The sequence below is a fragment of the Lentzea sp. NPDC042327 genome (assembly GCF_040647275.1).
Lineage (GTDB): Bacteria > Actinomycetota > Actinomycetes > Mycobacteriales > Pseudonocardiaceae > Lentzea.
This window is the reverse complement of sequence record NZ_JBEZBX010000011.1, coordinates 94,936-119,041: the sequence shown is the minus strand read 5'-3', so window position 1 is coordinate 119,041 and position 24,106 is coordinate 94,936. Positions and strand designations below refer to the sequence as shown.

25 protein-coding genes are annotated in these 24,106 nt (G+C 71.6%); 11 read left to right on the top strand and 14 right to left on the bottom strand.

Annotated features, from left to right (window positions below; genetic code table 11):
- Positions 1–34: 34 nt before the first annotated feature.
- Entirely contained in the window at positions 35–2,581 is a 2,547-nt protein-coding gene (locus AB0A63_RS26915) for a BTAD domain-containing putative transcriptional regulator (protein ID WP_360396269.1), read from the bottom strand.
- Positions 2,582–2,697: 116 nt separating this feature from the next.
- Between AB0A63_RS26915 and AB0A63_RS26910 the strand changes: the two genes are divergently transcribed.
- Positions 2,698–3,159: a hypothetical protein gene (locus AB0A63_RS26910; protein WP_360396267.1), complete on the top strand. Its 462-nt coding sequence runs from the start codon at positions 2,698–2,700 to the stop codon at positions 3,157–3,159.
- A gap of 21 nt (positions 3,160–3,180) precedes the next feature.
- Here the strand turns inward: AB0A63_RS26910 and AB0A63_RS26905 are convergent, their stop codons facing one another.
- Positions 3,181–3,777, bottom strand: a complete 597-nt coding sequence (locus AB0A63_RS26905) for a TetR/AcrR family transcriptional regulator (RefSeq protein ID WP_360396265.1) — start codon at positions 3,775–3,777, stop codon at positions 3,181–3,183.
- Between the two features lie 99 nt (positions 3,778–3,876).
- On the opposite strand from AB0A63_RS26905, the gene AB0A63_RS26900 reads away from it, so the two are divergent.
- Together AB0A63_RS26900 and AB0A63_RS26895 are read left to right on the top strand one after the other, a co-directional pair.
- The gene (locus AB0A63_RS26900) at positions 3,877–4,818 is read left to right on the top strand and encodes a beta-ketoacyl-ACP synthase III (RefSeq protein WP_360396263.1); all 942 of its coding nucleotides are present in this window, start codon (positions 3,877–3,879) and stop codon (positions 4,816–4,818) included.
- A 110-nt stretch (positions 4,819–4,928) separates the two neighbouring features.
- Entirely contained in the window at positions 4,929–6,248 is a 1,320-nt protein-coding gene (locus AB0A63_RS26895; protein ID WP_360396261.1) for a cytochrome P450, read from the top strand.
- 112 nt (positions 6,249–6,360) lie between these two features.
- Here AB0A63_RS26895 and AB0A63_RS26890 read toward each other — a convergent pair whose 3' ends face one another.
- The 6 genes from AB0A63_RS26890 to AB0A63_RS26865 all read right to left on the bottom strand — a co-directional run bounded on the left by AB0A63_RS26890 (position 6,361) and on the right by AB0A63_RS26865 (position 13,211).
- Positions 6,361–8,598 (bottom strand): type VII secretion system-associated protein, encoded by a 2,238-nt coding sequence (locus tag AB0A63_RS26890; protein WP_360396259.1) that lies wholly within the window; start codon positions 8,596–8,598, stop codon positions 6,361–6,363.
- Between the two features lie 11 nt (positions 8,599–8,609).
- A complete protein-coding gene (locus AB0A63_RS26885; RefSeq protein WP_360396257.1) occupies positions 8,610–9,203 on the bottom strand; it encodes a hypothetical protein in 594 nt (197 codons plus the stop codon).
- 249 nt (positions 9,204–9,452) lie between these two features.
- A complete protein-coding gene (locus tag AB0A63_RS26880; protein WP_360396255.1) occupies positions 9,453–10,820 on the bottom strand; it encodes an FAD-dependent oxidoreductase in 1,368 nt (455 codons plus the stop codon).
- Positions 10,817–11,650, bottom strand: a complete 834-nt coding sequence (locus tag AB0A63_RS26875) for a ferredoxin (protein WP_360396254.1) — start codon at positions 11,648–11,650, stop codon at positions 10,817–10,819. Before AB0A63_RS26875 ends, AB0A63_RS26880 begins: the two co-directional genes overlap by 4 nt.
- Before the next feature lie 170 nt (positions 11,651–11,820).
- A complete protein-coding gene (locus tag AB0A63_RS26870; RefSeq protein WP_360396252.1) occupies positions 11,821–12,531 on the bottom strand; it encodes a DUF4142 domain-containing protein in 711 nt (236 codons plus the stop codon).
- 104 nt (positions 12,532–12,635) lie between these two features.
- Positions 12,636–13,211: a hypothetical protein gene (locus tag AB0A63_RS26865; RefSeq protein WP_360396250.1), complete on the bottom strand. Its 576-nt coding sequence runs from the start codon at positions 13,209–13,211 to the stop codon at positions 12,636–12,638.
- Between the two features lie 115 nt (positions 13,212–13,326).
- On the opposite strand from AB0A63_RS26865, the gene AB0A63_RS26860 reads away from it, so the two are divergent.
- From AB0A63_RS26860 to AB0A63_RS26845, 4 genes are all read left to right on the top strand, one after another.
- On the top strand, positions 13,327–13,896 hold the full coding sequence (locus tag AB0A63_RS26860; RefSeq protein ID WP_030468711.1) for a sigma-70 family RNA polymerase sigma factor: 570 nt from the start codon (positions 13,327–13,329) through the stop codon (positions 13,894–13,896).
- A complete protein-coding gene (locus AB0A63_RS26855; protein WP_360396248.1) occupies positions 13,893–14,636 on the top strand; it encodes a zf-HC2 domain-containing protein in 744 nt (247 codons plus the stop codon). The genes AB0A63_RS26860 and AB0A63_RS26855 overlap by 4 nt, the downstream gene beginning before the upstream one ends.
- Positions 14,637–14,793: 157 nt before the next feature.
- On the top strand, positions 14,794–15,135 hold the full coding sequence (locus tag AB0A63_RS26850) for a hypothetical protein (protein ID WP_360396246.1): 342 nt from the start codon (positions 14,794–14,796) through the stop codon (positions 15,133–15,135).
- 2 nt (positions 15,136–15,137) lie between these two features.
- Positions 15,138–15,608 carry a YkvA family protein gene (locus AB0A63_RS26845; protein WP_360396244.1) on the top strand — a complete coding sequence of 157 codons (471 nt, stop codon included), beginning with the start codon at positions 15,138–15,140 and terminating at the stop codon, positions 15,606–15,608.
- Here the strand turns inward: AB0A63_RS26845 and AB0A63_RS26840 are convergent.
- Positions 15,543–16,040, bottom strand: coding sequence for a GNAT family N-acetyltransferase (locus tag AB0A63_RS26840; protein ID WP_360396242.1), 498 nt, complete (start codon positions 16,038–16,040; stop codon positions 15,543–15,545). The two genes, AB0A63_RS26845 and AB0A63_RS26840, sit on opposite strands and share 66 nt — an antisense overlap.
- A gap of 53 nt (positions 16,041–16,093) precedes the next feature.
- Here AB0A63_RS26840 and AB0A63_RS26835 point away from each other — a divergent pair, with 53 nt between their 5' ends.
- Genes AB0A63_RS26835 through AB0A63_RS26825 form a run of 3 tightly spaced genes read left to right on the top strand, consistent with a single transcriptional unit; the run spans position 16,094 to position 19,189 of the window.
- On the top strand, positions 16,094–17,242 hold the full coding sequence (locus tag AB0A63_RS26835) for a SpoIIE family protein phosphatase (RefSeq protein ID WP_360396240.1): 1,149 nt from the start codon (positions 16,094–16,096) through the stop codon (positions 17,240–17,242).
- A gap of 7 nt (positions 17,243–17,249) precedes the next feature.
- Positions 17,250–18,752: an ATP-binding protein gene (locus AB0A63_RS26830; RefSeq protein ID WP_360396238.1), complete on the top strand. Its 1,503-nt coding sequence runs from the start codon at positions 17,250–17,252 to the stop codon at positions 18,750–18,752.
- Positions 18,749–19,189: a response regulator gene (locus AB0A63_RS26825; protein ID WP_360396236.1), complete on the top strand. Its 441-nt coding sequence runs from the start codon at positions 18,749–18,751 to the stop codon at positions 19,187–19,189. The genes AB0A63_RS26830 and AB0A63_RS26825 overlap by 4 nt, the downstream gene beginning before the upstream one ends.
- A gap of 119 nt (positions 19,190–19,308) precedes the next feature.
- Here AB0A63_RS26825 and AB0A63_RS26820 read toward each other — a convergent pair whose 3' ends face one another.
- The 5 genes from AB0A63_RS26820 to AB0A63_RS26800 all read right to left on the bottom strand — a co-directional run bounded on the left by AB0A63_RS26820 (position 19,309) and on the right by AB0A63_RS26800 (position 23,066).
- Positions 19,309–19,443, bottom strand: a complete 135-nt coding sequence (locus AB0A63_RS26820; protein WP_360396235.1) for a hypothetical protein — start codon at positions 19,441–19,443, stop codon at positions 19,309–19,311.
- A complete protein-coding gene (locus AB0A63_RS26815; RefSeq protein WP_360396234.1) occupies positions 19,440–20,165 on the bottom strand; it encodes a lysophospholipid acyltransferase family protein in 726 nt (241 codons plus the stop codon). Before AB0A63_RS26815 ends, AB0A63_RS26820 begins: the two co-directional genes overlap by 4 nt.
- Positions 20,166–20,198: 33 nt before the next feature.
- Entirely contained in the window at positions 20,199–21,530 is a 1,332-nt protein-coding gene (locus AB0A63_RS26810) for a hypothetical protein (protein ID WP_360396232.1), read from the bottom strand.
- A gap of 241 nt (positions 21,531–21,771) precedes the next feature.
- Positions 21,772–22,761 carry an MBL fold metallo-hydrolase gene (locus tag AB0A63_RS26805; RefSeq protein ID WP_360396230.1) on the bottom strand — a complete coding sequence of 330 codons (990 nt, stop codon included), beginning with the start codon at positions 22,759–22,761 and terminating at the stop codon, positions 21,772–21,774.
- A gap of 35 nt (positions 22,762–22,796) precedes the next feature.
- Positions 22,797–23,066, bottom strand: coding sequence for a GNAT family N-acetyltransferase (locus tag AB0A63_RS26800; protein WP_360396228.1), 270 nt, complete (start codon positions 23,064–23,066; stop codon positions 22,797–22,799).
- A gap of 39 nt (positions 23,067–23,105) precedes the next feature.
- Here AB0A63_RS26800 and AB0A63_RS26795 point away from each other — a divergent pair, with 39 nt between their 5' ends.
- A complete protein-coding gene (locus AB0A63_RS26795; RefSeq protein WP_360396226.1) occupies positions 23,106–24,083 on the top strand; it encodes an LLM class flavin-dependent oxidoreductase in 978 nt (325 codons plus the stop codon).
- The last annotated feature ends 23 nt before the right edge of the window (positions 24,084–24,106 follow it).

Here is a 24,106-nt window from a genome sequence, read left to right as displayed (position 1 = left end):
ACCCCAGACTAGGCCGTTCGGCCGCGCTCCCCGGTCAGCCGTCCAGCGCCGCCAGCTTGCGCGCCGCCTCCGACTCGCCCCAGCGGAACCCGATCCGCCGCGACAGCTCCCCGGCCTCCGCGTACGACTCCCGCGCCGGACCGGCGCGCCCGGCCAGCTCGTGCACGCTCCCCCGGTCGAGCAGCACCCCGGCCTCGATCTGCCGGTCCCCCACCGACCGCGCCAGCGCCAGCGCCTCGGCCGCCAGCTCCAGCGCCCGGTCGAGCGACCCCAGCCGGCGGTGCGCGTCGGCCGTGTTCGCGAGCGCGTGCAGCTCGCCGGAGCGGTCACCGCACGCCCGGAACGTCCGCAGGGTCTCCTCGTAGCACCCCAGAGCGGCCGGCAGGTCCCCCGAAGCGGCGTGCACCAGCCCGAGGTTCGTGCGGACGTACGCCGCACCCCGCGCGTCGGACAGCTCCTCCCGCAGGGCCAGCGAGGCACCCAGCGACGACAGGGCCGCCGCCAGGTCACGCCGCCGCCAGTGCACGATGCCGAGGTTGTTCAGCAGCACCGCCTCCAGCTGCCGGTCGTGCAGCGACCGCGCCAGCTCCAGTGCCTGGGTCCAGTGCGCCAGCGCCTCGGTGAACCGGAACCCGCGCTCGCAGGCGGCGCCGAGCTCCTTCAACGCCAGGGCTTCCGCCCGCACGTCCCCCAGCGACCGCGCCGCTTCCAGCGCCAGCACGTTCAGCTCCGCCCAGTCGGCCAGCTCGGAGCGCCGCCGGAAGTACCACGACAGCCCGGCGGCGAAGGCGATCGCGTCGGCGGGGGACGCCTGGTGGGCGGCGGCGAGGAGGTTGTCGCGCTCCTCCGCGAGCCACAGGTCGCCCGGGTTGTCCGCCAGCGCCTCCAGGTAGTGCTTGTGCAGCCGTTCCAGCGCGAGCGCGCGCTCGGCCGGCGACTCCGCGGCGCGGCACCGCTCGCGGGCGAACAGGCGCAGCAGGTCGTGCACCGCGAACCGGCCGGGCACCGGCTCCTCGACCAGGTGCGCGCCGGCCAGCTCGGCGAGCAGCTCCTCCACGTCCGGCACGTCGGTCAGCGCCCGCGCCGCGGCCACCGCGAAGTCGGGGCCGTCGAGCAGCCCGAGCAACCGGAAGACCCGTGCCGCGGCGGGAGAACCGAGCTCGGAGTAGCTGACCGAGAACGCCGACCGCACCGCCACGTCACCGAGCCGCAGCTCGTCGAGCCGCCGGGTCTCGCCGGCCAGCCGCGCGGCCAGCACCTCGGCCGTCCACTGTGGACGTCTTGCCAGCCGGGCGCCCGCGATCCGCAGCGCCAGCGGCACCCCGCCGCACCACCGCACCAGCTCGGCGGCGGCACCGACCGGACCGGCCACCCCGGACAGCAGCTGCGTGGCCTCGTCCAGCGGCAGCGCGCCGAGCCGGACGCAGGACGCGCCGGGCAACGCCGTCAGCGGCCGCCGCGACGTGATCAGCACGACCGAGCCGGGACCGGTCGGCAGCAGCCGCCGGACCTGATCGGCCGTGGCGGCGTTGTCGAGCACCACGAGCAGCCGCCGCCCCGCCGTGAGCGACCGGTAGCGCACCGCCTCCTCGTCACCGGGCCGGTCGCCCAGTGCCCGCAGGAACCGGCCGAGCACCCGGTCCGCGGCGCCGTCGGACAGGTCCGCGTACAGCCGGCCGTCCGGGAACGACCCGGCGATCTCGTGCGCCGCCCGCACGGCCAGCGCCGACTTGCCGATGCCCGCCTGCCCGGTGACCACGCACACCGCGACCCGGTCGGGCCGGACCTGCGAGCGGATCAGCGCGAGCTCGCGGGACCGTCCCGCGAACGCGACCACGTCCGGCGGCAGCTGCCGGACCGCCTGCGCGGCAACGGGTTTCGCCCGCAGCAGCTCGGCCTGCAACCGGCGCAGCCGCTCACCGGGCTCCACGCCCAGCTCGTCGGCCAGCACGCCGCGGCACTCCCGGTAGGCCGCCAGCGCCTCGGCCGGCCTGCCCGCGCGGTGCAGCGCGGTCATCTGCTGCTCGCGCAGCCGTTCGTTCAACGGGTGCTCGCGCACCCACTCGGAGAGGTCCGCGACGACCTCGACGTGCCGTCCCAGGTCCAGCTCCGCCTCGGCGCACTCGACCCGTGCCGCCAGCCGCAGCTCCTCCAGCCGGGCGACCACCCCGCGCAGCAGCCCGGACGCGGCGAGGTCGGCCAGCGCGGGCCCGCGCCACAGCGCGAGCGCCTCCCGGTAGCGCTGCGGGGTCCGCTCGCGGCGGGCCACCTCCAGCAGCCCGGTGAACCGGATCAGGTCGAGCTCCGCGGCGTCGACCGACATCAGGTAGCCGGGCGCGCGCGACAGCAGCCGTGAGCCGACGACCTTGCGCAGCTGGTAGACGTAGACTTGGAGGTTCTTCAGCGCGGTCTTGGGCGGTGCGTCGTCCCACAGCACGCTGATCAGCCGGTCGACCGGGATCACCCGCCCGGCCTGGGCGAGCAGCAGCGCGAGCACGGCCCGTTGCTTGGGCGGGCCCAGGTTCAGGCGCGCGCCGTCGTCGCCGTAGCACTCCACCGGCCCCAGCACCCGGAACTCCACAGCGCCTGATCGTAACTACCGGACGCGTACCGGACACATGCCACGCGCTCGTGGTGGTGGCTGGGACGGCGCAAGTACTTGACACAAGCCGTCAAGTACTTGCTATCTTCTGTCAAGTGAGCAGTCAGGAGCAGCTCGAACTGCGCGTGGACCTGATCCGCCTGGTGACCAGCCGGTTGCTGGACCCGCTGGAGATCCTGCTGCCCACCGCCGACCTCGACGCGCTGCACGACCAGGTGCACGCCGACGCGAACACGTGGGCCGAGCAGCTGCTCGGCGGCCGCGACGAGCAGGCGCGGCACCTGGCGATCCGGCTGATGACGGTGCTGTACCCCGGCGACACCCCGTTCGACCCGCCGGAGGGCTGGTGGGCCACCCCGCTGGGCCGGGTCGTCGCGCGCAGGGCCGGTCACCCGAGCCGGCAGCACGTGTCGTTCGGGGTGGCCGGGGCGATGCTCGGGATCACCCGGCAGGGCGTGCACGACCTCGTGAGCCGCGGCAAGCTGCAGCGGCACGCCGACGGCGGCGTGACCGTCGAGTCGATCCAGGTCCGGCTGGCGCAGCGGCGGAACACGTGAGTCCACTTCGGACCTGAGCGGTCAGCGGAACAGGCGCTCCAGCGCGCGACGGGCCCGCGCCGGTGCCGCCGGGTCCTTCTCCAGCTGCAGGAAGTGGTTGAGCGCCAGCATGATCCCGAGCAGCTCGTAGATCAGCTGCTCGACGTCGGTGTCGGGCGGCAGGTCCCCGTCGGACACCGCGCGCCGGATGTGGATGCGCAAGTCGCGGCGCCACAACGCGTTCATGCCCGCCAGCGCGTCGCGCACCGGTCCGCTGCGGCCGTCGAACTCGGCCGTGGCCGCGGTGAAGAAGCAGCCGCCGGGCAGCACGTTGCGTTCCAGGTAGGACACCCAGGCCTCGCAGACGTCCTTCAGCCGCGGCAGCCCGGACGGCAGCTGCTTGACCCGGCGCGGCACCTCGCGCAGGAACACCTCCGCGGCGGCGTCGACGACGGCGAGCTGCAACGCCTCCTTGGTGCCGAAGTGGCCCAGCAGCCCGGCCTTGCTCATGCCGAGCTCGGTCGCGAGCCGGCCGATCGTGAGCCCCTCCAGGCCTTCCTGCGAGGCGATCGCGAGGCTGTGGCCGAGGATGCGCTGCCGCGTCTCACGGGTGTCGGCGGCAGATCGGCGCGGGCTCACGGCCTGATGATAGCCGCGCCGACGATGATCACAGGCCCTTCAGCTACCGACCGATCGGTTGCTATATTCCCGGCGACCCGCCTGCTGAAGGAGCTGACCTTGTCCGGATCCCGTGTTGTCGCGTTCGGCCACCACCAGCCGGAACGGGTGCTGACCAACGCCGACCTGGAGCAGATGGTCGACACGAACGACGAGTGGATCCTGCAGCGCACCGGCATCGCCACGCGCCGCATCGCCGACGACGAGTCCGTCACGGACATGGCCGCCGCGGCCGCCGCCAAGGCCCTCGCCGCGTCCGGGGTGCCGGCGGCCGAGATCGGCCAGGTGATCGTGGCCACGTGCTCGGCGATCGACCGCAGCCCGTCGACCGCGGCCCAGGTCGCCGCCCGGCTCGGCATCCCCTCCGCGGTCGTGTTCGACCTCAACAACGCCTGCGCCGGCTTCTGCACCGCGCTCGCCACCGCAGACCACACCATCCGCGCCGGTGCCGCCCGGCACGCGCTGGTGGTCGGCGCCGAGAAGATGTCGGACCTGGTCGACTGGACCGACCGCAGCTCGTGCATCCTGCTCGGCGACGGCGCGGGCGCCGCCGTGCTCAGCGCCTCGGAAGACCCGGCGATCGGCCCGGTGGTGTGGGGCTCCGACCCGACCAGGAGCGGCGCCGTCCGGCTCGTCGACGAGTGGCAGCCGCGGTTCGCCCAGGAGGGCCAGGCCGTGTTCCGGTGGGCCACCAGCGAGCTGCCCGCGATCGCCAGGCAGGCCTGCGAGCGGGCGGGCATCGCCACCACCGACCTCGCCGGCGTCGTCACGCACCAGGCCAACCTGCGGATCGTCGAGGCGCTCACCCGCAAGCTCGACCTGTCCGATGACGTGGTCATCGCACGTGACGTCGTCCACTCCGGCAACACCTCCGCGGCCTCCGTCCCGCTCGCGCTGTCCAAAATGGCGGAACGCGGCGAGCTGCCCTCGGGTGCTCCGGTGCTGCTCTTCGCTTTCGGCGGCGGGCTGTCGTGGGCCGGCCAGGTCGTCACCACTCCCTGAGAACGGGCGTACCTACCTGGGTACTAGATCTCAGGTATGACGACACGCGCACGGTCCTGTCGCTATTGTCCGATCCCTCAGCCCCCTTGCCGCCGAAGGGAAACCGTCTCATGAAGCAGATGCTGCGGTCGGGCACGGACGTGCGCTCCCGACTGACCGAGTGGGTGGGACGGCGCCTGCTCGCCCGGCTCAGCCGAACCGGCTTCGACCTGGAGTCGTCGTGGTTCGTGCCCTCGCGCGTGCTGGCCCCGCTGCGCCGCAACGGTGTGGACCCGGTCCCGGAGCTCGCGCGGATGCACGCGCACGGCCCGGTGACCAGGCTGCCACTGCCCGTGCCGGTCTGGCTGGTGACCGGCCACGAGGCGTCCAAGCAGGTGCTCGTCGACGTCGAGGCGTTCAGCAACGACTTCGGCCACCTCAAGGAGCTGGGCCTGTTCGCCGACGAGGCGCCGGGTGGCCTGGGCTTCAGCGACCCGCCGGAGCACACCCGGCTGCGCAAGGTGCTGACGCCGGAGTTCACCATGCGCCGGCTGTCGCGGCTGGTGCCGCGGATCGAGCAGATCGTCGCCGACCAGCTCGACCTGATGTCGATGAAGGACGGCGCCGTCGACCTGGTCGAGGACTTCGCGCTGCCGGTGCCCGCGCTGACGATCTGCGAGCTCCTCGGCGTGCCGCTGAGCGAGCGCGAGGAGTTCCAGCGCCGCAGCGTCGCCCGCTTCGACCTGGCCGGCGCCGCCACCGCGTCGCTGTCGGCGGTGTCGGAGTCCATCGTCTACTTCCGCGAGCTGGTGCGCGCGCAGCGGTCCAACCCGAGCGACGGCCTGCTCGGCGAGCTGATCCGCAAGCACGGCGACGACCTGGACGACGACGAGCTCGCCGGCCTCGCCGACGGCCTGCTCACCGGCGGCTTCGAGACCACCGCCAGCATGATCTCGCTCGGCACGCTCGCACTGCTGCGCTCCACCGAGCTGATGGAGCAGGTCCACGGTGATGAGAAGGCGGTGAGCTCGCTGGTCGACGAGCTGCTGCGGCACCACACGGTCGTGCAGGTCGCGTTCCCGCGCATCGCCCGCCGCGACGTCGACGTGGCCGGCACGCGGGTGAAGGCGGGCGACATCGTCGTGTGCTCGCTGTCGCAGGCGAACCGCGACACCGACGTGTACTCCGACCCCGACCGGATCTGCCCGTCCCGCGCGGCGGGCCAGCACCTGGCGTTCGGCTACGGCGCCCACCGCTGCATCGGCGCGGAGCTGGCCAAGATGGAGCTGCGGATCGCCTACCCGGCGCTGGTGCGGCGGTTCCCGCAGATGCGCCTGGCCGTCGAACCGGGGGCGCTCGCGTTCCGCAGGCTGTCGATCGTGTACGGCCTGGAGTCGCTGCCGGTCCACCCCGGCAAACCGACGACGTCGGCGCACGAGCTGCTCAGCTGAGCCACGGCGGGCGGTCGTGCCGGTGTCCTGTTCGGACTGCGCCTGCGCGTGCCCGCTCGGCTCCCGGCCGTGACCACCTCCGGTGCGCCGTGCCCGACGCGGACCGTGCCGGTCATGGGCGCAAGGCGGCCGTCAGCAGCAGGAGCTGAGCGGTGTCACCGGGGTTGAGCAGGATCTCGACCTCGTCCGGGACCACCTCGGCCAGCCGGTCGCCGACGACCCGGTGCCACCGCACCGCGGGCAGCCGCCGCTTGTGCAGCTCCGCCGTCACGACCGCGACGCACGGCCGGCCGTCCGGGGACCGCAGCAGCCGCAGGTGGCCCCGCTCGTCGGTGGCGATCTCGACGACGGTGCCGGCGAGCAGGCCGAGGAGCCGCGCACCGGCGGTCTCGTCGGTCAGGACCCGCCTCAGCAGTGCGTGCACCGGATCGGTCGGCAGCGCCCTGGTCTGCGGCACGTACAGCGGGTTCGGCTGGAACGGGCCGAGCCCACCGTCCCCGTCGACCGCGTACGCGCCCACGAGCGCGTCGACCGGCACCGGTGCGCCCGCCGTCCAGCCGGGGTCGGGCAGGCGGTACCAGCCGTCCTGCCGCACGGCGAGCCGGTGCGGCTCCAGCAGGTGGACCTCGGCCACCTGCGTCCAGTCCGGCTCGTCGGACAGCTCGTAGCGGGCGGCCTGGTGACCGGCGCGCGCCGCGAGCCGCAGCCAGTGGCCGCCCTCCTCGGCCTCGCCGCGGTAGCGCAACCGGATGCCGAGCGCGTACGCGGCCAGCACCTCCCCCGACTCCGCGAGGTCGCCGATCACGAAGCTGACCCCGTGCTCCCCGTCCAGGGCGAAGGTGCCGCGGGTCAGCGTCGCCGGCAACGCCGCGGCCGCGCGCCGCCACCAGAGCTCGGCCTCGGCGGCGTCCCCCTCCTCCTCGGCCAGCCGGCCCAGGTGGTGGGCGCTCAACGGGAACCCGGCCTCGGCCGACTCCCGCCACCACCGCCGTGCCGCGTCGAGGTCGCCGCGGTCGTGGTGCAGCTGCCCGAGCGAGTGCGCGGCGAGTGCGTTGCCACCGCGGACCGCCTCCCGCAGCACCTCGGCCGCCTCGTCGACGCGGCCCCGCGCCACCAGCAGGTCGCCCAGCAGACCCGCCGCGACGGCCGCGGCCTGCCGCACCCGGTGCGCGTACTCGTCGCCGGTGGTCCTGACCATCGCCTCGCCGGCCGGGGTGGTCATGGCCATCCGGAGCACGGCCTCCGCCTCGGGCGCACCGCGCCGCACGAGCACCACCCCCAGCCCGCTCACCGCGACCCAGTCGCCGACCTCGACGGCCCGCCGGTACCAGTGCTCGGCCTCGTCGAGGCGGCCGAGCCGGTTGTACAGCGCCGCGAGGTCGTTGAACGCGGGCCGGAACTGCCGCCGCGCCGCGAGGGTGTACCAGCGCACGGCGTCCTCGACGGCTCCGGTCACGTCGGCGAGGTGGCCCAGCCGGAACGCGGCGGCACCGCTGCCGGCCTCCGCCGCCGCGGTGTACGCGGCGAGCGCGGCGTCCCGGTCGCCCTCCTCCGCGATCCGGTCGGCCTCCGCGCACAGCCGGGTGGCCTCGGCGGGTTCCGGGTCCCCGTCCAGCTCCGGGAAGCGGACGAACCCGGAACCGTCCGCCGTCAGGTGGGCCGCGAAGGCGTAGAACTCCGCCGCCCCCTGCCGTGCCACGACGTCCTCCCGCGTGGCACCCCGGTGCCAGTGGTCCGGGTAGAACACCTGCACCGCGGCACGTTCCCCGGTGGCACCGTTCCCCATCGAGGTCTCCGCGGTGACCGCGAGCCCGGCGGTGACCGCGGCCGTGTCCTCGCCGCGGCGCAGGTGCACGACCAGCGTCCACCGCACCAGGTCGACCACGTTCGTCACCGGGGCCAGCACCAGCTCGGCGACCTCCCCCGCCGCCACCCGCAACGGCAGGGTCGTGGCGCCGTCGAGTCCGCGCGTGGTGCCGCGGTCCAGGTCCACCTCGACGTCGGGAGCCGCCAGCGGCGCGTACGCGGCGCCCGACCGCACCACCTCCTCGACGAAGTCCGGTGTCAGCGGCGCGGTGTGGTGGTTGTGGACCAGGCTGACCCCGTCGGCGTCCAGCGGCAGCTCCAGGACCTGCGCGATGCCGACCCGTTCGACCACGACCGCGCCGCGCACCCGCAGCACGACGTTGTGCCCCGTGAGCGGGACGTGCTCGGCCACCGGCCCGGTGACCGGTCCCGGAGCGATGACCGCGCTCATGTGGGTGCGGGTGCTGACCTCGACCACGCCGGCGAACGCGGGGTCCTCGACCACCACCGGCACGACCCGGACGGGGTGGGTCAGCACGTACACGCGACCTCCCGTCACCGCACCGCCCCGGGGTAGCGGGCGGCGGTGCGGAACGGCCAGTGCCCGAGCCCGACGCGCAGGGACCCGCTGCGCCGCCCGCACACCCAGTCCAGGTGCAGCACCCACTCGACGTCGCCCTGCTCGGTGACGACCTTGAGGTCGAACGCCTCCGACTCGTGCAGGCCGACCTCGTAGGGGAAGTCGGTGTCCCCCAGCGCACGCAGCCGTGGAGGCGTGGCGTCGAGCAGCACCTCGAACCGGCGGCGGGGCACCGCGGCGGCGTGCCGGTTCAGCGGCCCTGACCGGTCGGTCCTGGTGAGCACCTCGACCCGCAGCTCGGCGAGCACCACCGGGGTCCTGGACACGCCGGTGACGATCAGCTGCACGGAGTGGCCGCTGGCCGGCACGTCCACGACCCGGTCGCCGTCGGTGAGGGAGACGTAGTCGAGGTTGCGCAGCCGCACGTCGACCACGAGCGGGTCGGCGCCGGGATCGTCCTCGGGCACCTCGGGTGGCACGTGCACGGTGACCGGGCCGTTGATCGTGCCCACCTGGAGGGCGACGCCGTTGACGGTTCCGATCTCGTTGCGCACCGGCGGATCGCTCATGGCGACGACGTTATCGGGATGCCGGCGGGCCCAGTGGTGGATTCCACCTGACCGCGGGACTGGAAAGGCCGGTGTGGCGGCCCGGGAGCCCGCCGGGCCGCCACACCGCTGTGGACGCGAGAGGGCGAGGCCGGCCCCACCGGCGCGGTACGAGCGCACGCCGCGGGCGTCTGGTCCGCCACCTGGCCGCGCGGCGCGTCGGAGTCGCTCGTCTCCGCTTGCCCTGTACCGGTGGGGCCGGCCTCGGATCTAGGGCCTCGCGCGTCCTCCGCCCGAGCGCACCATCTCCGGCCTCGACCGCGAGTGCCTCCGCCGCTGCAAAGGCGGGGACGTCGACGACGAGACCGACGGGGGAACCGACGATGCGCGGGCGGCGACTGGTTCGGGAACGGGGATCTGGGTGGTGGGCAGCGGCTGCGGGGTCTCCTCGGCCGGCTGGGTCCACACCGGACGGCTGAGGTCCACGGTGTTCTGCCGGAACAGCTCCGGCGTCTCGGTGATGATCTTGCCGGGTTGTTCGAGGCCGACGATGCCGACGAGCTTGCCGTCGGCGATGAAACCGGTCAGGCCGTTGACGTCGGTGGTGTCGGTGCCCAGCACGGGCAGGCCCGCGCCCTGCACGCGCATGCCGTACTGCTCGGTCCAGAACCGCGGGACCGGCGTGTAGGGCTTGGCGGAGTTGCGGCCCACCAACAGGTTCTCGGCTGCCGCGCGGCCGCCCTCGACCGCGTTCAGCCAGTGCTCGACGCGGCGGACGACGCCGTTGAAGCGCAGGTTCGGCCACCGGGCCACGTCACCGCAGGCCACGATGTTCTCGGCGCCGACGACGTGGTTGGTCGCGTCGCAGAGCACGCCGTCCTCGATGACGAGGCCGGAGCCGCGCAGCCAGTCGACAGCGGGCGAGGCGCCGACGGCGAGCACGACGCAGGAGGCGAAGAACACCTGGCCGTCGCTCAGGTGGATGCCGATGCCGCCGGGCTGGCGCACCCAGTGCTTGATGCCGACGCCGGTGGCCAGCCGCACGCCGTGCTCGACGTGCGCCTCGGTGATCTTCTTGCCGATGTCGTCGCCGACGACACCGCCCAGCAACGCGGGCGACCGGACGATGAGGGCCACGTCGCGGCCCATGTGCCGCACGGAGCAGGCGAGCTCGCAGCCGATGAAGCCACCGCCGATGACGGCGACGAGCCCCTGCGACTGGCGGATGTTCCTGCGGATCGCGACCGCGTCGTCCAGCGTGCGCAGCACGTGCACCCGCGGGTCGTGGCGCGGCGCCCCGCCCATCGCCCTGGCGTCCACGCCGGTGGCGATGATCATGCCGTCGTACTTGATCTCCTCACCGCCGGGCACCCAGACGGACTGCGTCTTCGGGTCCAGGTGCAGCGCGGGGGAGTTGAGGCGCCACTCGGCGTCGAGGTCGCCCGAGTACGACAGCAGCGAGTCGTCGGGGTGCCACTCCCCCGTGATGATCTGCTTGGACAGGCATGGGCGGTGGTACGGGAGGTGGCGTTCGGCCGACAGGATCGTGATCCTGCCGTCGAAGCCCATCTCGCGCAGCCGTTCCGCGGAGCGGACTCCACCGAGTCCGCCGCCGACGACCACAATCCGCTCGCTCACTTCACTCGCTCCCTGATCTCGATCGCGCGCATGGGGCACGCGCGGGCGGCCGACCGCGCCTGGGCGAAGTGCTCCTCCGGCGGGCGGCGGTTGTAGGTCAGGCGGTTGTCCTCGATCAGCTGGAAGACGTCGGGGGCCTCCGCCTGGCAGGTGCCGTAGCGGTGGCACTTCTCGTTGTTGACGCTGACGTCCATCGCGTCGCCCTCGCCGATGCCGGGCTCCTTGCCCCGCTCGGGCTCCAGCATGCCGATGCGCATCAGCACCTCCGGGGGCAGGAACCGCGCCAGGGCGAGGGTCGCGGTGGGGACGAGGATCGTGAGACCGGCGAGCCACAGCACGGCCAGGTTGCCGTTCGCGATGGCGCCGAACCAGGAGTGCACAACGGTGATCGCCACGGCGATGTACGCCGTCTGGTGGAACCGCAGCCACTTGCGGTAGAAGACCTTGTGCCGCATGGACGCCAGGATGGCGATAGCGGCCATGACCTCCAGTCCGAGGATGCCGAGGGCGTGCCGGAAGAGGCCGCCGTCGACGAAGGGCAGGATGAGCTTGACGTAGCTGAACGCCCCGTTCTGCAGCAACGTGAACGCAAAGGCGTGCACCGCACCGAACGCGATGGCGAGCGACGCGAGCACCATGTGCCCGTTCTTCAGTCCTTCCCGGCCGGTGAGCTTCTCGGCCCACCCGGTCGCGATGAGCACGCCCCAGGACAAGGTCGCGCACATGAAGACGTAAGCCAGCCTGGCGGAGAGTTGGGCCATCTTCTTCAGGCCCGAGTCGAACTCGGACGCCTGGGCCACCAGGAGCGGAATCTGGCTGGACAACAACACTTCCTCCGAACGAACTCCGAACGGGTGAAACTCTCGCGGGAACCCGCCCGGTCCTGCGGTGCAGGAGTGGGCACAGCAGGGCCGGGCGGGTGGGAACAGGTCCGCGTTGGAGTGCCTCTGACCTGGGGACACCACCTCCGTTTCCCGTTCTCAGACGGGGTCTTGCAGACTCACCTCACCGGCCGTCGCGGGCGGAGGACTCGGAGCAGGAGGATCGTCAGGACCACTCCCGCGGCGGTGACCGTGAGGATCACCCACATGTTCGGCCCCTCACCGGAGGCCAGGGTCGCGTTGATGATGCCGCCGGCGGGTACGGGCTCGGCGAACGCGGCGTCACCCGCGAGGCCGGTGCTCTCCAGCAACGTCATGTGCTTCATCACCACGTCGATGCCGACCTGCGCGAACGGCCGGATGAGGTCGTTGCGGGTCTGGATGCGCACCTTCGCGACGAACGCGAACACCGATCCGTGCGCCGCGCGCAGCCGGTCGGCGAACGCCTGGTCGAACGCGGCGCCCTCCAGGCCGTTCAGCTCGTCCATCCAGGACTGCTGCGCCGCGCTGGGCAGGTCGGGGATCGGGACGTTCAGCTGGGCCGAGAGCTTCTTCACCGCCTCGTCCAGCTTCATGTGGTCGAGCATCAGCTGCTTCCCGACCACCTTCACGCGCGGGTTCTGCGCCTTGGTCTGGGCGAGCTCGCCCATCGGCATCTCCCACAGACCGGCCTGGCGCACCTTCACCAGGAGGTCCCGGTCGTTCGCGGTCAACGGGCCGCCTTCGGCCTGCACCGTTCCCCCGGTGTCCGCGGGCTGGGCGGACGCGGTGACCGCACCGCCGGAGAACAGGAACAACATCGCCAAGACGGTGGCGAGGGCTCTGGTCATCGTCTTGAAGTCCTCGTTGTCCAGGAAGTTGGTTCTGGGAGTTGGTTCTGGGAGTTGGTTCAGGAAGTTGGTTCGGGGAGTCGGTTCCGGGGATCGGCACGAGGTCAATAACCGGGTGCGGCCGCGGACGACGAGGGCGGTGGCGCCGTCGGCGTGGCACCGGTCGTACCGGTTTTCGCGTTGTTCTGGGCCTTGCCGCCGGTGATCTTGGCGCCGTTGGGGGCGGTGGCGAACCACACGCCGCCCTTGGCCTGGCCCTTGAGGTCACCGGCCGTCTCGTCCTCGGCGAACGTGTACTGCGGCCACCCGGCGATCGTGAGCTGCTTCGTGCCGTCGGACCTGGTCACGGTCCCGATGAGACCGGGGTCCACGCCGGCGGCCATCGGGTCGTTGTCGGCCTTCACCGGCTTCCACGCCTTCGCGCACTCACCCTCGCAGTTGGACTTCGCGGGTTTGGGCGTGTCCTTGTCGTACCGGTAGAGCGGCAGGCCGTCGCCGTCGGTGACGTGCCAGCCGACCTGCGCGGACTCCGCCACCGCGAGCAGCGTGACCTTGCTCAGGTCCGCCGGTGCGGCCTTGAGACCGCCATCGGGCGTGGTGGCGGGCGTTTGCGAGCTGCCGCACGCGGTGAGGCTGAGAGCCAGTGCCGCCAGGGCGGCGACGGCCTGTCCACGTCGCATCGGCAGGGTCCTTTCTCGGCTTGGGTACCGAGGAGTACGGACACGATCCGGCAACGGTTCACGAACTTCGTGAGGAATATTTGCCTCTCGACTTGAGACGGTTGATGGGGCAAGGATGTCCCCCGTGGCGCGGCATAGACGTCAACGTGAGTTAGACGAACAATCACCAAGACCGGGATCTCTCGAAGAAGAGTTGATCCGTCGGCTGTACGAGGAATTCGGCAGCGCCCTGCTGGGACACTGCATGCGGTTGACCGGCCATGATCGTCAATGGGCCGAGGACATCGTGCAGGAGACACTGGTCAGGGCTTGGCGCAACGCCGAGAAGCTCGAACGTGACCCCGTGCTCCTGCGGTCGTGGTTGTTCACGGTGGCAAGGCGGTTGGTCATCGACGACAGGCGAAAGCGGAGCGTCCGTCCGCAGGAGTTCGAACTGACCCCTTCGGACGAGTCGCCCTCGGGCGGTGAGGAGGACCGCACCCTCGCGGCGATCGTCGTCGCCGAGGCGATGAACGGTCTCTCCGAGGAGCACCGGGAGGCTATTCTCGAAACGTACCTGCGGGACCGCACCGTCGGTGAGGCCGCGGCGGCACTGGGCGTGCCACCGGGGACGGTCAAGTCGAGGGTGTACTACGCGCTGCGTGCGTTGCGGCGTGCGTTGCACGATCGGGGAGAGACGCGGTGACAACGGCACCAGACCACCTCGACGTCGCCGCCTACGTGCTCGGCATCCTCGATGCCGATGAGGTGGAGGCGTTCGAGAACCACCTGACCGAATGTCGGCGGTGTGCTCTTGACCTGCGCGACTTCGCGGTGGTGCCGGACCTCATCGACGAGGCCGACGCGGGCGGGATGCTGAGGGGGACGGCTCCGGAACGCCCGGACGGCAAGTCGGTGCGGGTCATGCTCGACGCGGTGGCGGCCCGGCGCAAGCGCAGGCGGTGGTTCATCGCGCAGGGCGTGGCCGCCGCGGCAGCCGGTGTCATCGCGGTGACCGCCGTGGTCACCACGCTGGTCGTCGGTGGCGACGACGGGTCGAACCAGGCGGGGGGCGGGCAGAACCCCAGCACGTCGACCTCGCAGACGCGGGTGGCCAACAACCAGGCCGACTCGTCGATGCAGGTGCAGCAGCAGGACCCGAACAGCGGTGTGTTCACGAAGATCACCGCGTCCGACGAGCCGTGGGGCACGTCGATGGACATCGAGGTCAGCGGGATGTCCGGCCCGTCCAAGGGCTCGCTCGTCGCGGTCGGCCGCGCGGGCCGCGTCGCCCAGGTCACGTCCTGGTTCGCACCGGAACCCGTGGCCGGCGACAAGAAGACGATCCGGTTGCAGGCGAACGTGGCCATGCGGTGGCACGAGATCGCCACCTTCCGCATCCACGACGAGAACGGCAAGGTGTTGCTCGAGGTCGTCGCTTCCTGACCCGAGCGGCGAAAAGCGCCCGGACCACCTGCCCCCGCTCGATCCGTGAGATCCTGTGGGGGCGGTTGTCGTTCTCGGGGAGGCTGTGCACGTGGCGATTGGCCCGTCAGCGGTCGAGCGTTGGCTCGATCTGTCCACATCGGAGCTGCGCGCTCAGGTGACGAAGCTCGTCTCGGCCCGGTTGCCGGGTGATCACGCGGTGTGGCAGGCGGTCCGGCGGCATCCCGCGCTGGTCGCGCGCATCCGCGGTGTCCTCTCCGGACTCGCGGCGTCCGCGGCCGGCAGCAAGGACGAGGCGATGCAGAAGGTCTGGATCTCCAAGGCGCGGCAGGCGCTCGACGTGTCCGCGCCACCACCGGTGAAGGCGGCGCGCAAGCCGGTGGTCAAGGAGGTTCCCGCGGAGGAGGCACCGGAGCAGGTGTTCGACTTCGCGCAGCCGGAACCGCAGCGGCAGCCGCCGAAGTCCATCCCGACGATGCTGTTCCAGGAGCCGAGTTAGCGATGGTCGTCTTCGGAGCGTTCATCTCCCTGTCCGGCCTGCTGATCCTGCTGCTGCGCGACGCGCCGCTCGGTGGCCTGAGCCCGACGCCGGTCGGCTGGGTGATGACGGCACTGGGCCTGGTGTTCCTGGCGCTGGGCGTCGTGCGCTACCGCCGCAGGCGTGCGCAGGGCCTGCCGGGGCCGGTCGGCAACCCGATCACCCGCGCCAAGGCCCTCCCGCGGTTGTGGAAGGCCTGGCGCAGCGGCGCGTACCGGGGGCTGCCCCGCAACCAGCTCGCCCTGTGGGCGGTGGCGCTGGTGTACCTGGTCTCGCCGATCGACCTGGTGCCGGAGCTGCTGCCGGTGATCGGCGTGACCGACGACGCGGGGGTGCTGGTGTGGCTGCTCAGCAGCCTGTCGGTGGCGTCAGGGACGTTCGTGCGCTGGGAGAAGGACCATCGCGACCCTGGTCGCGGGATCGAGGCCCCGTGAGGCCTCCTCGCGCATGAGCTCCGCGAGCCCCGGTGACGGCTCGGTGACCGTCCGGAACCCGAGCCGCTCGTAGTAGGGCGCGTTCCACGGCACGTCGCGGAACGTCGTGAGCGTCACAGCGCGGTCGGCCGGCGTGACGTGCTCGATCAACGCCGCGCCGATGCCCTGCCGTGCGCACGACGGGTGGACGCTCACCTGGTGGATGTGGGTGGCGTCGTCCACGGGGCCGACCGCGATGAACGCCACGGGCACCCCGCTGCCGCCCACCGCGACCCAGACCTCGTGCTCTGCCAGGGCTTCCAGCGACATCGGGGCGTCGGCGGCGATCTCGGGCATGCCGACGTCGGTGAACGGTTCGCCGGAGGCGACTTCGATCTCCTGGAGGTACGGCAGTTCGGCTGGTTGGGCGAGGCGGATCAACACGCCCGCCATCCTGGTAGGCCGGACACCGACCGCGCAGCCGAATCGCGTTAAAGTCCGACGTGATGCGAACCAAGACCGTGCGCGTCCTCTTGGTCGAGGACGACGATGGTGACGCGGTCCTCGTCGAGGCGCTCCTCGAAGAGGCGAACGCGCCATTCCAGCTGACGCGTGCCCGCACGCTGGCCGAAGCGGAGACCCTGCTGGCCGACGCGGAGTGCGTGCTGCTCGACCTCGGCCTGCCCGACTCCCACGGCCTGAACGGCCTGCACCGGCTGCTGGGCATACCCCGCGCGCCCGCGATCATCGTGCTCACCGGCCTGGACGACGAGGGCGAGGGCATCGACGCGGTCGCGGCCGGTGCCGAGGACTACCTGGTCAAGGGTCAGGTCGACGGCGAGCTGCTGCTGCGCGGCGTGCGGTACGCGGTCGAACGGCGCCGGGCCGACGACGCCCAGCAGAAGCTGCGCGAGGCCACCCTGGTCGCCCAGGAACGCGCCCGCCTGGAACGCGGCCTGCTCCCTCCCCCGCTGCTCAAGGGCTCCGACCTGGACCTGGAGGTCCGCTACCAGCCCGGTGGCCAGCGGATGCTGCTCGGCGGTGACTTCTACGACGCGGTCGGCCTGCCCGACGGCACGGTGCACGCGATCATCGGCGACGTCTGCGGCCACGGCCCCGACGAGGCCGCGCTGGGCGTCTGCCTGCGGATCGCGTGGCGTGCGCTGGTGCTCGCGGGCGAACCGCCGGAGAAGGTGCTGCGGACGCTCGACCAGGTGCTGGTCGCGGAGCGGCACGGTGAGGGCATCTTCACCACGGCCTGCACCGTCACCGTGGCACCGGACCGGCGCTCGGCCCGCTACTTCCTCGCCGGTCACCCCGAACCGCTGCTGGTGGCCGGTCAGCAGATCGTGGACCTGCCCCAGTCGAAGATCGGCGTGCCGCTGGGCGTGCTGCCCGACTACGCGTGGACCGGCGTGGACGTGCCGCTGCCGCCCGGCTGGTCGCTCATGTGCTTCACCGACGGCCTGATCGAGGGCCGGGTGCCCGACGACACCGACCGGCTCGGTGTCGAGCGCCTGTGCGAGATCATGCAGGACGAGCTGCGCCGCGGCACCGCGTCGTGGCTCGATCCGGTGATCGCGGAGGTTACCCGGCTCAACGGCGGGGAACTAGACGACGACATGGCCGTCCTGCTGCTGAAAGACCCCAGGTGAAGCTCACGTGAAACTGTCCGACCGGATGCCGGCCAGCCGGATGCTGGTCGTCATCGTCACGGTGCTGCTCGTGATGACGGCGGTGGCGATCTCCTCGACCGTGGTGGCGCTCGACTCGCTTTCTACGGCCCGCCAGCGCGCGGTCGACGCGGTCGAGCCGGCCGCGCGGGAGGCGAAGGACCTCAACCGGGCGTTCCTCGACCAGGAGACCGGCCTGCGCGGGTTCGTCCTCACCGGTGAGGACGACTTCCTGCGGCCCTACCTCGACGGGCAGAACGCCGAGCGGGAGGCCGCGCAGCGGGTGCGCGACCACGTCGGTGACCCCGGCGGCCGGCTCGACCGCATCGGCCGGCTGGCGGGCCAGTGGCGTGCCGAGTACGCGGAGCTGACGATCACCGCGGTCCAGCTGTCCGGTCCCGGCAGCCCGAGCGACATCGAGCGCGGCAAGGTGCTGTTCGACCAGATCCGCGCCGAGCTGGCCGGGCTGCAGACCGACATCGGCGAGCTGGGCCGGCAGGCCAGGCAGGACCTGAGCGCCGCGGCGAACGTGGTGTTGTGGCTGGTCATCGGCATGGGCGTGCTGCTGGTCGCGGTGATCGGCGGCCTGTCGGCGCTGCTGCACCGCATGCTGATCGGTCCGCTCGCGAGCCTCGCCGAACAGGTCAGGGAGGTCGCGAACGGCGACTTCCAGCGCCGCATCGACGTGCACGGCCCGCGCGAGACGGTGATGCTCGGCGACGACGTCAACGCGATGCGCCACCGCATCGTGCAGGAGCTGGCGACGCTGGAGGCGGCGAAGACGGAGCTGCAGCGCTCGAACGCCGAGCTGGAGCAGTTCGCCTACGTGGCCTCGCACGACCTGCAGGAACCGCTGCGCAAGGTGGCGTCGTTCTGCCAGCTGCTGCAACGCCGTTACGGCGGGCAGCTCGACGAGCGCGCCGACCAGTACATCGACTTCGCCGTCGACGGCGCCAAGCGGATGCAGGGCCTGATCAACGACCTGCTGGCGTTCTCCCGCGTGGGCCGCATCACCCGCGAACGCACGATGGTGGACCTCAACCAGGTGGTGCGCCAGCTGGAGGACAGCTTCTCCGAGCGGATCGAGGAGACCGGCGCGACCCTCGTGGTCGCCGACCTGCCCCCGGTGCGCGGCGAGGCGACGCTGCTCAGCGCGGTGTTCCAGAACCTGATCAGCAACGCGCTGAAGTTCAGGGGCGAGGACCCGCCGGTCGTCACCATCGCGGCGGAACGCGACGGCGACATGTGGAGGTTCTCGGTGCACGACAACGGCATCGGGATCGAGCCGGAGTACGCTGACCGGATCTTCGTCATCTTCCAGCGCCTGCACCCGAAGGACGCCTACCCCGGCACGGGCATCGGACTGGCGATGTGCCGGAAGATCGTCGAGTACCACGGCGGCACCATCTGGCTGAACACCGGTGTGGACTCCGGTACGCGCTTCGAGTTCACGCTGCCCGCCACCGACGCACTGCCTGAGGAAACCGCATGAACGAGGCACCGCTGACCGTGATCGACGTCCTGCTCGTGGAGGACGACCCCGGCGACGCGCTGATGACGCAGGAGGCGTTCGAGCACCACAAGATCCGCAACCAGCTGCACGTGGTGAAGGACGGTGTGGAGGCGCTGGAGTTCCTGCGCCGCGAGGGCCAGTACGCGAACGCGCCGCGGCCGGGCCTGATCCTGCTGGACCTGAACCTGCCCCGCAAGGACGGCCGCGAGGTGCTGGCCGAGGTCAAGGCGGACGCCGAGCTGCGGTCGATCCCGGTGGTCGTGCTGACGACGTCGGAGGCGGAGGAGGACATCCTGCGCAGCTACAGCCTGTACGCGAACGCCTACGTGACCAAGCCGGTGGACTTCGACCGGTTCATCGACGTGGTGCGCCAGATCGACGACTTCTTCGTCACCGTGGTGAAGCTGCCGCGCTGATCACGGGCGGTTTCCCGGACAGCGCGGGCAGCCCCGCCGTTCTGGCGGGACTGGTCCACGGGGCTGCCTGCTCCGCCGAGCCCACCAGAGCTGGGCGGTAGCGGGTCCGTCGCCGGCGGTCAGTCGACGCTCAGCACGATCAACGGGTCGTCGTCCGCCTGCACGACCCACTGCTGCTCCTCGCGCGGTTCCGGGATCACGGAAGCCCACAAGCCGTCGCCGCCGGGCCTGATGCTTTCCTTGGGCAGAGTCATGTCCTTCGGCTACCCGGTTCCCCGGAACGTATGCCGGACAACGTGACCGCAATCGCATCCATCACCCGCGCGGTCGCCTCGTCCAGCACCTCGGCGGTCAGTTCGCGGTCGTAGAGGTCGCTCAGGTCGACCGGCGCACCCGCGACCACCTCGACCCGCTTGCGCGGCAGCAACCGCGGCAGCACGGTGCCCCTGGGCAGCAGGTCCTGGGTGCCCCACTCGGCGACCGGGACGACCGGGGCGCGGCTCTCCAGGGCCATCCGCGCGACGCCGGACTTGCCCTTCATCGGCCAGTTGCCGGGGTCGTCGGTGAACCTGCCCTCGGGGAACACCATCACGCACTCCCCCGCCTTCAGCGCCTCCACGGCCGGGCGCAGCGCCCTGGCGGCCTTGACGGTGCCCCGTTCGACCGGGATGTGGCCGCCTGAGCGCATGACCCGGCCGAAGAGCGGCGTGCGCCAGAGCGAGGCCTTCGCGAGGATGCGCGGGACGCGGTCCGACATCAGCGCGAAGACGACGGCGGCGACCGTGTCCGAGTTCGACAGGTGGTTGAACGCGAGGATCACGCCACCGGTGCCGGGCACGTGCTGACGGCCCCGCACGCGCAGGCGGACGAACAGCACGACGATCGGCCACAGGACGTCGATGGCCAGGGAGAACCAGAAACCTCTGCCTCGTCGTGGCATCTTCCACGTCCAGGCGGCGAGCTCGAGCGGGGTCACGCCCGCCATTCCAGCACGCGAGCCCGGGACGGATCAGGGATTGACGGAAAGATCGACGATCGTGACCGCGGGGCGGGTGCACCGGTCGAGTGCGGCCTGCGCCTGGCTCAGCTCGGCTTCTCCCGCTCTCCCGACGACGTCGTCGAGAACGGGTTCGAGCCTGCGCTCGGTCAGTCGTTTGACGACGCTTTCGGTCATGCCCGTGATGCCGGCGTCGTTGGCCACCGCGGTCACCTCCAGGCCGGGGCGCTCGCCGGCCGGTGCCGAACGCCGCCGGGGGACGAAGAGGAACCTCCTCGCCAGGCCCAGGTGCGCGGCGGCGCACAGGCCTGCCGCACGGTGGACAGCCCGTACCGCGAGCACGCCGGACAGCACCTGAGCCCGCCGGCTGCCGCCGCTGTCGTGGTCGGAGGAGAGGTGGCGCAGGCAGGCCCGCCGCACGACCTGTTCCAGGGAGGGGGACCGGAGGGCGTCCTCGACGCCTCGCACATCCCCTTCCAGCAGCTGTGGATACCTTCGGCGCACTTGGTCCACGTACTCGGGCGAGCGCTGACCGAGCATCATGTCGCGCTTGAGCCACTCCGCCTCGTGCGGACCGCTGGGGGCCTCCGCCCCGGGGTCCCAGGGAACGCCGTACTGGCGGATCTCACCCATGAAGACCTCGACCGACATGGAACCGCCGCCGGTCGGCCTCCTGACGGTGAACGAGCGCATTTCTTCGCGCATCCTGTCGATCAGCTCCGCGGCGAGGAGAGCCCGCCGGACGAACTCCGGGGACTCCACCTCCACCTCACCGGAGATCAGCGGCGACAGCAACTCGTTGGCGGCGGCACCGAGGGCGACGCTCTTCTTGAACAGCCTCCAAAGATTCGATTCGTCGCTCGTGCCCGTCCAGGTCCTCGTTCTTCCGTCGCCGTACGCGGATGCGATTCGGACGTCCGGCATGCCGTCGGCGCTCACGACGACCGTGGGCGCGTTCCACGTGACGACGGACGCGAAAGCCTGGCGTGGCGGATGCCCGGCTCCGGACGCTTCCGCCAGGTCGGCGTAGTAGCGCCGGAACGCGCACGCGGACCGCCCGACGCGGAGGTGCCCGAACGCCTGCTCGACCTCCTGCCCGGTCTCCACGGCGAACCGCGCCACCGCGCTGCCGCAGAACCCCAGGCCGACGAGCAAGCGCCGCGCCTCGTCCCGGCTGACCTCCGCCACCTCGGGCAGGCCGGCGAGCACTTCCGAGCTCAGCTCCCTCACGAGGTCCTCGGCCGCCGCCGCGCTCTTCCCGGCACCCCAGGCCGCCGTGGGCAGGCGCCGCAACACCCACTCGTCTGCCCGTGCGACGGCTCCCGATGCCGCTAGACCAATCATCGCAAACTCCACCGTGGGCCTGGAACACGACGAGTCGAAAAACAAAAGATGTGCGCCACACACCGGCGGAATTCACGACAAAGCCCGAGGACCATTGACGCGATTCCGTCGAGGAAAGCCGGTGAGTCACCTCACCTCGTGGTATCGACTGTAGTTTCCCCGTCGAGAAGAATGAAGCGAAAATGGAGGAATGCCCGTTTGGTCATCGCTCTTGCCCGAAACTCCCTCAGGCTCTCCGCCGTCAGGGCAAGTATTCGAACACGCCCCCGGACTCCGTCCGGGTCAGTTCGCCGCGTTCGACGAGGACGTCGAGGTGCGCGGCGGTCTCGCCGATCGCGAGCACCTGGTTGAACATGTCGAGGTCGTCGAACCGGCGTTGCCGGCGGGTCCAGCCGATCTTGCGGGCGGTCTCGAACGCGGTGCCCGCGACGGCCTTGCCGATCTCCTCCAGCCGCTGCTCGTGGAAGCTCAGCAGCTCGTCCACGCGGGCGTGGACGCTGTCGGTCACGGGACCGTGTGCGGGCAGGAGCTTGAGGTCGGGCAATCCGCGCGTGAGCCGCAGCGAGGTCATGTAGTCGCCCAGGGGCAGTTCGGGGCGCAACGGCTCGAAGCCGATCGACGGGGTGATGTGCGGCAGGACGTGGTCGCCGGAGAACAGGACCTTCGCGGTGTGGTCGACGAACACGACGTGGCCGCGGGTGTGTCCCGGCGTCGGGATGACCTCCAGGCTGCGGTGCTCCAGGTCGAGGGTCGACGCGGTGAGCCACTCGTCGGGTTCCTCGTAGTCGCGCAGCGCCTCGCCGCGGTCGACGCTGTGCATGATCTTGACCCACGTCTCCGCGAGCTCGCCGGCACCCCACTTGCGCAGGTCGGAGACGTGCTGGTCCTCCTGGCCGTGCAGCATGTGCCGCAGCGACGGCTGCTCGCCGAGGCCCAGGCCGATCTTGCTGCCGAACGTCCGGCGCAGCGACACCGCCATCGTGAAGTGGTCGCGGTGCACGTGCGTGACGAGGAACCGGCGGATGTCCTCGAAGCCCTTGCCCAGGGTGCCGAGCGCGGCCTCCAACTGGTCGCGGGCCTCGTCGAGGGCCCAGCCGGAGTCGATCATCACCAGGCCGTCGCCGTCCTCGACCGCGTACACGTTGACCGCCCGCAGGCCGTCGTTGGGCAGCGGCAGCGGAATGCGGTGCACACCTGGTGCCACCTCGAACGCGCCCGGCTCACTCCACACGCCCGCTCACCCCGATCGTTAGCGCTCGCAACTATCTACCGGACGGTAACACGGTATTCGGGGTGCTTGTCGATGTACTTCGCCACGAACGGGCACAGGGGCGAAATCTTCACCCCGCGGGCCTGGACGTCGTCCAGTGCGAACTTCGCGAGCTGCCCGCCGAGGCCCTGCCCGGCGTAGGCGTCGTCGACCTCGGTGTGCACGAGCGCGAGGACGCCGCCCACGTCCCGGTACTCCAGGAAGCCCGCGAGCTTCCCGTCGACGTGGACCTCGTAGCGGCTCTCCGCGCGGTTGTCGGTGACCATGTCGACCATCTAACCCCGCGCGCTGGAAAAATGTCCGTCATGGACGTCTACCTGCTGATCCTCGGCGACCACCTGCCCAACCCGTGCACGGGCCGGGAGGTGCCGCAGGCCGAACGGCTGCGGGCGATGGTCGAGCAGGCGGTGGTGGCTGAGGATGCGGGGTTCGCCGGCGTCGCGATCGGCGAGCACCACTTCACCCGCTACATCGTGTCCGCCCCCGAGCTGCTGCTGTCGGCCGTGGCGGCGCGGACGACCACGCTGCGGCTGTCCACGGGCGTCACGCTGCTCGCCCACCGCGACCCGGTCCTGGTGGCCGAGGCGCTGGCGACGCTCGACGTGCTGTCGAGCGGGCGCGCGGAGCTGATCGTGGCGCGCGGGGTGGACCAGCAGACCGACGCGGCGTTCGGGGTGCAGCCCGGTGAGCTGCGGGCCCGGTTCGAGGAGCACCTGCGGCTGCTGCTCAAGCTGCTGGAGGAGCCGGAGGTGAGCTGGGACGGGCGGTTCCGCGGCCAGCTGACCGAGGTGACGACGACGCCGCGGCCGGTGCAGACGCCGCGCCCCACGGTGTGGATCGGGTCGGGATCGGCGGTGTCGGCCGATCTCGGGGCCGAGCTGGAGATGCCGCTGATGCTGCCCTCGACGCTGCGCGACCCGTCGATCTACCAAGACGTCGTGCAGCGCTACCGCGAACGCTTCCCCACCGGCCGCGTCGGGGTGCCCAGCCACGTGTTCGTGGCGGAGTCCGACGCGCGCGAGCGGTGGCGGCCGCACCTGGCCGAGTACGCGCGGTTCGCCGACCCGTGGCGCGGTGACGGTGACATCGATGTCGACGAGATCATGGAGGGTGCCGCGGTCTGCGGGACGCCCGACGAGGTGGCGGCGCGGCTGAACGCGTTGGCGCGGACGCTGTCCATCGACACGCACCTGGTGATGGTGGACATCGGGGGCATGCCCCACGAGTCGGTCATCGAGACGATCCGGCTCTTCGGTGCCGAGGTGCTGCCGAAACTTGTTTAACACCAACGGCGCCAAGGCTTAAC

Excerpts from the sequence above, each read along its gene's own strand:
- AB0A63_RS26845 (WP_360396244.1), top strand. The coding sequence starts at position 15,138 with ATGGTCGTCTTCGGAGCGTTCATCTCCCTGTCCGGCCTGCTGATCCTG.
- AB0A63_RS26860 (WP_030468711.1), top strand. The coding sequence starts at position 13,327 with ATGTCCCCCGTGGCGCGGCATAGACGTCAACGTGAGTTAGACGAACAA.
- AB0A63_RS26810 (WP_360396232.1), bottom strand. The coding sequence starts at position 21,530 with ATGATTGGTCTAGCGGCATCGGGAGCCGTCGCACGGGCAGACGAGTGG.
- AB0A63_RS26870 (WP_360396252.1), bottom strand. The coding sequence starts at position 12,531 with ATGACCAGAGCCCTCGCCACCGTCTTGGCGATGTTGTTCCTGTTCTCC.
- AB0A63_RS26820 (WP_360396235.1), bottom strand. The coding sequence starts at position 19,443 with ATGACTCTGCCCAAGGAAAGCATCAGGCCCGGCGGCGACGGCTTGTGG.
- AB0A63_RS26895 (WP_360396261.1), top strand. The coding sequence starts at position 4,929 with ATGAAGCAGATGCTGCGGTCGGGCACGGACGTGCGCTCCCGACTGACC.
- AB0A63_RS26835 (WP_360396240.1), top strand. The coding sequence starts at position 16,094 with ATGCGAACCAAGACCGTGCGCGTCCTCTTGGTCGAGGACGACGATGGT.
- AB0A63_RS26825 (WP_360396236.1), top strand. The coding sequence starts at position 18,749 with ATGAACGAGGCACCGCTGACCGTGATCGACGTCCTGCTCGTGGAGGAC.
- AB0A63_RS26840 (WP_360396242.1), bottom strand. The coding sequence starts at position 16,040 with ATGGCGGGCGTGTTGATCCGCCTCGCCCAACCAGCCGAACTGCCGTAC.
- AB0A63_RS26865 (WP_360396250.1), bottom strand. The coding sequence starts at position 13,211 with ATGCGACGTGGACAGGCCGTCGCCGCCCTGGCGGCACTGGCTCTCAGC.
- AB0A63_RS26800 (WP_360396228.1), bottom strand. The coding sequence starts at position 23,066 with ATGGTCACCGACAACCGCGCGGAGAGCCGCTACGAGGTCCACGTCGAC.
- AB0A63_RS26885 (WP_360396257.1), bottom strand. The coding sequence starts at position 9,203 with ATGAGCGATCCGCCGGTGCGCAACGAGATCGGAACCGTCAACGGCGTC.
- AB0A63_RS26795 (WP_360396226.1), top strand. The coding sequence starts at position 23,106 with ATGGACGTCTACCTGCTGATCCTCGGCGACCACCTGCCCAACCCGTGC.